Below are 8,963 nucleotides of genomic sequence, written 5' to 3'. Positions count from 1 at the left end.
ATATCTCATGAAAATACCCCCTTTACTGGTTGTCCAGTAAAGGGGGTACATATCACCTCATGGTATATGTGTTTTCGTTTGTTTATTTCATTTCTACTTTATTCAGTTTTTCTAGTACTTCTCGTTTAATTTGACGGTGTCGATCCCAGGCGATAATGAATACGGTTGCAATGATGCAAATCATGCCAAAAATACCGACCAGCGTAAAATGATTCCCTAGCAATACCCATCCAAAGATTGCTGCTGAGATTGGTTCTAATGATGAAAGTATAGAGCCCTGTATAGCACCAATGAGTGTAACCCCTTCCATATAAGCATTAAAGGATACGACCGTACCAAGTATGATGATAGCAAATAATCCTAACCAGGTCATGCCATCCCAGAGGGCTTCTGATTCTACTTGTTGAAACATGGCTAAGGATAAAATACCACAGATAAACATGGCAAACCCCACAATGGATGTGGTGCCATATTTCTTTAATAGCTCAATAGGTTGCAATGTATATACACAGATACTAGCTGCCGATACAAGCCCCCAGAATAAAGCAAGCACATTAAAGTTCGAAACATCTAGCCCTTCTTGCATAACGATACAGAGTGTTCCCACCAAGGCTAATACAATACAGAAAAACTCTGGTACAGATGGCTTTTTAAAGTATCTCAAAAACAAATAGATAATGATCAGCGTAGGCGCAACATTTTGAAGGACCGTAGCAATACCGACTCCTGAAATGGCAATGGACTTGAAGTATGAATACTGAGCTAAAGCAATACCTAAAATACCAAATATTAATAATTTCCCTATATCCTTAGGTTCTGTAAAGATAGAGAAAATACGCTTACCATCCCTTATATACGCAAGTCCTATCGTCAATATACCTGCTATGAGCAAACGCGCTTCTAATAGCCACTCCACATTGATATGCTTTGCACTTTCAAGGAATTGTACAGATGTGCCTGAAAGCCCCCAAAGTAGGGTACCTAAAATGGCAAGGGCCATACCTTTCCATTGTTTTTCCTCCATACAACCTCCTATAACAACTACTTTCACATTATGTACAATCATAACAAAGAGGCCTCTAAACCGCAATATACAGCAAAGAGACCTCAAACTATGTGCGTTTTTCTAGAGCAATTATAATAACTGTAGCGATGATCATGGCCATGCCAATTAGCCCTAATGCACTAAATTGGTTGCCTAACAAAGCCCATCCAAAGAAAGCTGCCGAAATCGGTTCAATAGATGACAAAATGGATCCTGGAACGGCACCTATTCTCTTAACACCTTCTAAATAAGCATTAAAGGATACAATTGTCCCCAAAAAAACAACATTGAAACAGCCAATAACAGTCCATACATCCCACATAGCATACGAATTTGGCTGATGAAATAAAATAGCAGCCACAATACCACTGAGAAGCATACCAAATCCTACAATCGGCAAGGTTCCATATTTATATAGTAAATCTACAGGAGAAACACTATATACAGCGACGCCTACAGCAGATAAGAGGCCCCATACGAGCACTGCCAATGGGAATCGCTCCATAGAAAAGCCATCATTCCCCATCAAACAAATCGTACCTACCAAGGCCAGTATAACGGAAATAATTTCCCCTTTAGAGGGCCTTTTACCATAACGGGCAAGCATATAAATAATAATCATTGATGGCGCCAAGTATTGAAGCACCGTCGCAATACCGGCCCCTGCCAAAGCAATGGATTTAAAGTATGTATATTGGCATAAAGCCATGCCAAATACGCCAAAAACAATAAGGCCTGCTGTATCTTTTAAACTACGAAAGACATGGAAGATAGAATTACCATATTTAAACCATGCATAGATAACAGTCAATAGTCCTGCTGTAATTAATCGCATGGTGACTAGCCATTCTAAGTTCATATCCCTATAGTTGCTTAAGAACTGTACTGAAGCACCTGATACGCCCCACAAAACAGCGCCTAATAGGGTTAGTAAGACACCTATAATTTCATATCGCTTCATAGGATTAGTCGCCTAAGAGATCTACATGTACTTTTACAACAACCTTGCGAATTTTAATAGGCTTATCATTAACAGCTAATAGTGGTCTATGGATATCAGATGGGAAGAATACTGTATAATACCCTTCTGGACAGTGGATGTGTCCTTCATCAACAGCTTCGTTTGGGTAGAAATAGCAATCACGATCTGGATAAGACTCCACAGGCTTTACGAGGCCTTTATCTACAAAAAAGCCCATATTTTCTTCCCCATCTACCATGAATTGAATATCTACATAGTTGCGATGAGACTCAGGTTTTGTAGTTTCAAACAATTTTGTTTCTACATCGTCTACATTGGCGTACATCATGTCCCCTTCAATGGCATGACGGCCGCCTGGCAATGCTTTCAAATCTGTATTTTTTAGGAAATCCAAAGCTCGTACGATAGCTTTAGGATAGCCCATTTTTGTATAATCTGCAGTAATGCTAGAAAAAAACATATACGATCCTTTCCCGATATATGGAAATAACACCCGATACATAAGCAATTATATTATCTTAATGTTAGCACATATATACATAAAGGACTAGTAAAAGCCCTCCATACGCTACATATATGGAGGGCTCGTGTAAAATACTATTCAAATTTATGACTTACGTCAATTGTTATGCTATTAAGTTGTTACGATATGCAATTATTTATTCAGTTGTAGTGATTCTAACTGTATTTGATACAGTACGTGGACATGGTCTTACTTTATTCTTGAGTCTTACGAGCAGCGATAATTTCTTCCGCTTGCTTATGTGGAACCTCTTCATAAGTATAGAACTGACGGTTAAATACGCCTTGTCCTTGAGTGATAGAGCGCAATGCAGTTACATAGTCGGCCATTTCAGCCAATGGTACTTGAGCTTTAACAACAGAAATACCTGTTCTTTCACTTTGTTCCATGCCTAATACACGACCTCGACGGCTATTCAAATCACCCATGATGTCGCCCATGAAAGCATCTGGTGCAAACACGTTAACTTCATAGATTGGTTCTAATAGGACTGGTTTCGCCTTAGGAATTACATCCTTGATAGCTTGTGACGTAGCTACTTTAAATGCTAACTCTGAGGAGTCTACGCTATGGTAAGATCCATCCAAGAGTGTCACTTGCACGCCAATCATAGGATATCCCGCAATTAAGCCTTTATCTAGGGTTTCTTTGGCACCCTTTTCCACTGCTGGTATGTATTGTTTAGGTACAGCACCACCAAAGATTTTGTCTACGAATGCAAATTCGCTTCCATCGTATAATGGGTCCACTTGAATCTTAACGTGACCATATTGACCATGACCGCCACTTTGTTTCTTATATTTAGACTCGGTTTCAGCGGAGCCTTTAATTGTTTCGCGGTATGGAATATATGGAGTCACAAGTTTAGCTTGTACGCCATATTTACGATCCATTTTGTTAAGGATATGCTCGAGATGAACCTCGCCCATACAATCGATTTGTAGTTGACGGGCCTCAGCATTTTTCACTACTACGCAAGTAGGATCTTCTTCTGCTACTTTTAGAACAGCACTAGCTAATTTTTCCTCCTCACCTTTTTTCACTGGCTCCATAGCCACAGTGTATAGAGGTTGAGGGAAACGGATAGCGTCGTATGTCACTTTAAAGTCAGGAGCAGTTAATGTATCTCCAGTCTTAGCATTAGCCAATTTCGGTATCACTACGATATCGCCAGCTTTAGCGGTAGATACAGGGATTTGTTGCTTCCCGATAAGGGTAACCATCTTGCCCCATTTTTCTTCTACACCTTGGTTTACATCATAAAGGCGATCGCCTTCTTTTAGTTCACCAGAGAAGATACGTACAAAGCTTTGTTTGCCTGCGAATGGGTCTAACAATGTTTTAAATACGAATGCAGTTAAAGGTTTATCTACATGTACTACACATTGTTCGCCGGTTTCCGCATCAGTTGCGGTCATCACTTTTTTAGTTGCATCCGGCATGTAACGGATCATACGATCCAATACTTGATCTAGGCCAATACGAGATGTGGCACTGCCACACATGATTGGGCACACACGGCCACTAATCATCCCTTCACGCAAGCCTTGGCGAATTTCCTCTAAAGATAATTCTTCGCCTTCTAAATATTTTTCCAACAATTCATCGCTACCTTCAGCCGCGGCTTCTACGGTCATTTCCCGAATTTCTTGAGCCTTTTCGATAAGGTGAGCTGGTACAGCAATCTCTGTTGGTTGGCCGTCCTTGTAAGTAAACGCAGTCATTTTTGCTACGTCTACGACGCCTTCAAAGTTGGCGCCTTCACCGATAGGAATCTGCAATGGCATAATGCCTTTGCCAAATAATTCCCGCATTCTTTCAATAGTACCGAAGAAATCGGCACCATCCACATCCATTTTATTGATAAATGCCATGCGTGGCATTTGTAATTCAACTGCATAATCCCATGCGCGAACTGTGTCAGTTTCTACACCAGATGTGGCGGATAGTACCATCAACATACCATCGCACGCACGCAAAGCGGCACGAACTTCACCATGGAATTCATTATAGCCTGGAGTATCTACGAAGTTAACCTTGTGGTCATGCCATTCACATGGAGCCATGCCCAATTGGATTGTTACGTTACGTTTAATTTCTTCAGGTTCAAAGTCCATAATATGTTTATTGTCTTGGCCTTTACCTACGAAATCAACCGCACCAGAGGTTAACAACAAAGATTCGACAAGAGCTGTTTTACCCGCACCATCGTGGGAAACAACAGCAACATTTCTAATTTTATCACTACTGTACTCTTTCATCGGAATCGCCTCCTTAATGGCAAATTACGGCTTTTGCTATTACATTTCGACACCCAAATAGAAAAGTCCTCTTTTTCCGAAAAAATTTATCAAAAAAAGAGGACTCTTTATTAATATTAATTTATAAATTAGTATTATCTACCCATTAAAGAGGCACAGCCACTAAGAAGTGCCATGAAAAGTGCCCAAATTATAGCGAAGATTATGGACGTTAAGATACTAGCAATGAATACTTTCATCTTCGTAAGCATGACCTGTCTTGCCATAAGTTCTAAGGATACCCAAATGGATATAACAAGTAAGGCTATTGTTCCTACAAAATAGATAACACCAGCAAGGGCTCTACTATCGGATGCTAGACCTAATATGCCCATTAAAACCAAGACTATCGTATAACCAATACTAAATAATAGTACGCCATACCCTTGTAGATACCAGCTAACTTTCATAATCGCCTGTACATTGTCGGTACCACCCATCTTAGTGATAACCCAGTTATATACATAGGAACCGATGGCTACCATCACAAAAGACCAGCCGATACAAATAAGCCATGCAAAGATGAACATAAAACTGGCACCGATACCGAGTAAATAGGTTAAACCAGTAAATTCATTATGAGGGAGAAATGGAATTAGCATAGTCCCATATAAAGCTAATATAATATATGGAATAGCCCACAGAAATACAGTGCCCCAGAATCCTTTTTGCAATGTCCCCGATTGTACAACTTGATCAATACCGCCTTTAAAAGGACTAGCAAATAACCGCCAAAAATCAGAATACCATTTTGTCTTCATAATACAACCTCATATATAAACTAAAACTCTCCCGTACGCTTGCCGTAGTGTTTGGAGTCACCATTTTGCTTCCAACCTACGGTATCGCCAATGGACATTACGCGACGCGTTAAGCAGTCTTTACATTTGTCTGCATTATCATCTACGCAAGGTTTGTTATCGTACAGCAAATATTTTGCACGGTGTTCCGGAATGGTAATGATAGGCATCAAAATATTGGCACCCGCAGCAAGGCCTTTTTCACGGCCTAGTTTATCAAGCGCTTGTAATGCTGTTGTAGCAGCAATATTTACGTCTTTCAAGAATAAACGTGTCAACGCAATCATCTTTAGGCCCAATTGAATGCGGCGCAATTTACCTGCTTCGTCATCGATGCCCATCGCCAATGCCTCTTGGCCTAGCGGCGTATCATGATGTACCACATACGGACCCATGCCGATCATGTCGATATCCATATCACGATAGAATAAGATATCGTTCACTAAATCTTCCTCTGTTTGGCCCGGCAAACCAATCATGACACCTGTACCTACTTGGAAGCCTACGCGGCGCAAACGACGTAAGCATTCAACGCGCGTTTCAAAGGAGTGCAATTCATCTTGAGGATGAATTTTATGATACAGTTCTTTATTTGTTGTTTCAATGCGCAATAAATAACGGCTCGCACCTGCTTCACGCATGCGGCGGTACGCCTCTTCGCTTTGTTCCCCTACGCACATCGTAATGCCCAGGGAACCATCGCCAATGGCTTTAATATCGCGAATGAGATCTACTACATAATCGACGAATATATCATCACTGCGTTCACCAGATTGGAGTGTAATAGAGCCATATTCATGGTCATAGGCCCACTGTGCCATCTTAATGATGTCTTCACGATTCATATCAAAGCGTTCCGTCTTATCATTTTCACGACGGATACCGCAGTAATTACAGTTTTTGATGCATCGGTTCGAGAACTCAATGAGGCCCCGATAATACGCTACAGGCTGTACATATTTTGCCTTTACTTCATAAGCCTTTTTATATATTAACTGCAACTCGTCTTCATCAGTTACAGACATGAGAAATCGCAATTCTTCCTCGGTTAGCCATTCATCGCCAACGAGGTCTTTTCCGAGAATGTCTTGCACTTGCAAACAATCACTTCCTTTCATAACGAACCGTCATCGATTCGCTTGGTATAGTAATGGAATCTATGTCAGTGACACAGGTAAATCCATTCACTTCGCGCGGCAAATCCCGCACATGTTTCACTTGTGCTGTTAAACATTCGTGAGCCATCACACCGCGACTCATTTTCGAGGACGTACTCATCTGTTTAAATGTGTCTCCTCGCAATTCCCAAAATTCAACGGTCACTACCTTTGGATGGTTTACCATCTTGGCATATTCTTTAGACGCTAGATTGAGAATCCAATCTTCCTTGTGAAAGTATGCATCCACCGCTTCGCGCCACGTATCATATAAGTTAATGCCTACCTTATCGACCATATCGAGTCGATAGTCTCTAACGCCCATCATAGGCTCTACGACGCCGTACAAGGCAGACATAACAACAAGATGGCTTTCACCAAAGACCTTGGCCTCTTCAGACAAGTTCTGCCAGTCTAAATATTTGAAAGCAATACCATCGTAGCTTTCACAAGCTAACCCAACAGGATGAGACGCAAAATCTTGATAGAAATCAAAGATAGCCTGCGCCTTATCATCCTTGAGTTTCAAAGCCTTACCAAGGGCCGCCACATCTAGGGACTGCACATGTTTTACAATGTCTTGTGTAATGTGCGGTTGAAATTGACCGTCTAAGACTGTAGGATTGACTGCCCCGTCGTTGATAGTAGCAGGGGTAATCGTTTTAGTCTTACTAGGAGAGAGGACGATTTTCATGGGATAATTCCGCCTTGATAGTTTCCTCTGTCAAATTGTCGATCAACTCAGGATTCCACAACATAAGAGGCACAGCCACTACATGGCTAGCTTTCATTTCTTTACATAAATTAATGCATTCTTTAAGGTAATCAGAATCTTCATCTACAAGATCGCATACGATAACAACGTGACGACCTTTTAAATTTACACCTTCGTAGTCGATGCTGCCAGCAGATACTGTAAGCATGCCAGTTTCTAGACGACCTTCGCTCATGTCGTTCAAGCGAGACATTAGAACGTGTTCGAGCATAGTAGATACAGGCGTTACCACGCGACCAATGCCGATAAGAGCCTCAGGTTGGGCGTGAACAATAACTGTTTTCTTGCGTTTATCAGTTCTAAAATCAACGAGAGCTTTTTCTAAAGCGCCAAAGAACACGAATAATTGCCAAGGATCAAAAGAACCTGTTTGGAACATGTCGATAACAGAGCCATCCTCATCCATATTTAGGCGCGTTAATAATTCCTCTGCAATGTCGTTTACTACAACACTAAAATCAGATTGCATTGCATCTTGTACTTTTACTTCGTCTGCCATTAGGTCCTCCTAATTTCTATCTATTACACTGGTGAGGGAATGTTCCCTACAGGATTTATACTATCTTTAATTGTAACATATTTTATAGCCCACATGGGTATTCATGGATACACTTTTTACATAACAACTATACCAGTTATATGACAAAGTAATTCTAATAAAACAATGTTACATGATTAATGTAACTTTATAAATTTGAACACCTATTATACAAAAAAGACCGCTAACGCGGTCTTTTCCTATTACCCTACAATGAGTAGGTAAATATTCATAACGGTAACAACAATACCAATGCCCCATAATAGTACATTCGTATATGTATGGTTCGCATATTGCCCCATCACCTTACGGCTACTCGTCATATAGAGCTGCAAGAAAATTGTAATAGGTAGTTGCAAACTCAAGAACATTTGAGAGATCAACAATGCTTGGAACGAATCAGTAACAAATACAATCAACAGCAATGCCGGAATGTATGTTAAAGCCAAGCCTAATCGAGTATGGAAGTCTTTCATATCGTAAGACTCACCAAACATGCCGGCAAAGATACTCGCCCCTGCCATACCTGCCGTAGCAGACGATGCAAAGCCCGCAAAGAGCAATGCGATAGCAAAGATAGTACCTGCTGCAGGGCCAATGAGAGGTCGTAACAACTCCTCCGCCTGTTCAAGCTCGGTTACTTCAATGCCATGAGCAAAGAACACGGATGCCGCCAATAAGATCATGGCAGAGTTAATCATCCATCCAATACCCATAGATAATAGAGTGTCTAGAAATTCATAACGCAATTGGCGCTTCATTACAGAAGGATCTTGCGTGTTGAACTGGCGACTTTGGATAATTTCTGAGTGCAAGAACAAATTGTGAGGCATAATAACAGCC

The 8,963-nt window shown here is 40.9% G+C and carries 9 protein-coding genes; all 9 read right to left on the bottom strand.

Going from position 1 to position 8,963, the window contains the following annotated elements:
• Nucleotides 1-82: 82 nt before the first annotated feature.
• Complete coding sequence (locus QZR70_RS07375) at nucleotides 83-1,024, bottom strand: DMT family transporter (protein WP_295794181.1); 942 nt, start codon at nucleotides 1,022-1,024, stop codon at nucleotides 83-85.
• 88 nt (nucleotides 1,025-1,112) lie between these two features.
• A complete protein-coding gene (locus QZR70_RS07370; RefSeq protein ID WP_295794180.1) occupies nucleotides 1,113-2,006 on the bottom strand; it encodes a DMT family transporter in 894 nt (297 codons plus the stop codon).
• A gap of 4 nt (nucleotides 2,007-2,010) precedes the next feature.
• Nucleotides 2,011-2,487 carry a YhcH/YjgK/YiaL family protein gene (locus tag QZR70_RS07365; protein WP_060925033.1) on the bottom strand — a complete coding sequence of 159 codons (477 nt, stop codon included), beginning with the start codon at nucleotides 2,485-2,487 and terminating at the stop codon, nucleotides 2,011-2,013.
• Between the two features lie 257 nt (nucleotides 2,488-2,744).
• Nucleotides 2,745-4,811, bottom strand: a complete 2,067-nt coding sequence (gene fusA / locus QZR70_RS07360; protein ID WP_295794178.1) for an elongation factor G — start codon at nucleotides 4,809-4,811, stop codon at nucleotides 2,745-2,747.
• A 134-nt stretch (nucleotides 4,812-4,945) separates the two neighbouring features.
• Nucleotides 4,946-5,611 (bottom strand): hypothetical protein, encoded by a 666-nt coding sequence (locus QZR70_RS07355; RefSeq protein WP_295794176.1) that lies wholly within the window; start codon nucleotides 5,609-5,611, stop codon nucleotides 4,946-4,948.
• 20 nt (nucleotides 5,612-5,631) lie between these two features.
• Nucleotides 5,632-6,768: a [FeFe] hydrogenase H-cluster radical SAM maturase HydE gene (gene hydE / locus QZR70_RS07350; protein ID WP_295794175.1), complete on the bottom strand. Its 1,137-nt coding sequence runs from the start codon at nucleotides 6,766-6,768 to the stop codon at nucleotides 5,632-5,634.
• Nucleotides 6,755-7,501, bottom strand: a complete 747-nt coding sequence (locus QZR70_RS07345; protein WP_295794172.1) for a YaaA family protein — start codon at nucleotides 7,499-7,501, stop codon at nucleotides 6,755-6,757. The genes hydE and QZR70_RS07345 overlap by 14 nt, the downstream gene beginning before the upstream one ends.
• A complete protein-coding gene (locus QZR70_RS07340) occupies nucleotides 7,479-8,081 on the bottom strand; it encodes a hypothetical protein (protein WP_213467535.1) in 603 nt (200 codons plus the stop codon). Before QZR70_RS07340 ends, QZR70_RS07345 begins: the two co-directional genes overlap by 23 nt.
• A 242-nt stretch (nucleotides 8,082-8,323) precedes the next feature.
• Nucleotides 8,324-8,963: Nramp family divalent metal transporter (locus QZR70_RS07335; protein WP_295794169.1), on the bottom strand; the 640-nt coding region annotated here is incomplete at its 5' end.

Source organism: uncultured Veillonella sp. (genome assembly GCF_900545205.1).
In the GTDB taxonomy this organism is placed as follows: Bacteria; Bacillota; Negativicutes; order Veillonellales; family Veillonellaceae; genus Veillonella.
This window is presented reverse-complemented; position numbering and strand designations above follow the sequence as displayed.

What these genes read in the sequence shown, in the direction of transcription:
- QZR70_RS07375 (WP_295794181.1), bottom strand. Translation starts at nt 1,024, where the DNA reads ATGGAGGAAAAACAATGGAAAGGTATGGCCCTTGCCATTTTAGGTACC.
- QZR70_RS07370 (WP_295794180.1), bottom strand. Translation starts at nt 2,006, where the DNA reads ATGAAGCGATATGAAATTATAGGTGTCTTACTAACCCTATTAGGCGCT.
- QZR70_RS07365 (WP_060925033.1), bottom strand. Translation starts at nt 2,487, where the DNA reads ATGTTTTTTTCTAGCATTACTGCAGATTATACAAAAATGGGCTATCCT.
- fusA (WP_295794178.1), bottom strand. Translation starts at nt 4,811, where the DNA reads ATGAAAGAGTACAGTAGTGATAAAATTAGAAATGTTGCTGTTGTTTCC.
- QZR70_RS07355 (WP_295794176.1), bottom strand. Translation starts at nt 5,611, where the DNA reads ATGAAGACAAAATGGTATTCTGATTTTTGGCGGTTATTTGCTAGTCCT.
- hydE (WP_295794175.1), bottom strand. Translation starts at nt 6,768, where the DNA reads ATGAAAGGAAGTGATTGTTTGCAAGTGCAAGACATTCTCGGAAAAGAC.
- QZR70_RS07345 (WP_295794172.1), bottom strand. Translation starts at nt 7,501, where the DNA reads ATGAAAATCGTCCTCTCTCCTAGTAAGACTAAAACGATTACCCCTGCT.
- QZR70_RS07340 (WP_213467535.1), bottom strand. Translation starts at nt 8,081, where the DNA reads ATGGCAGACGAAGTAAAAGTACAAGATGCAATGCAATCTGATTTTAGT.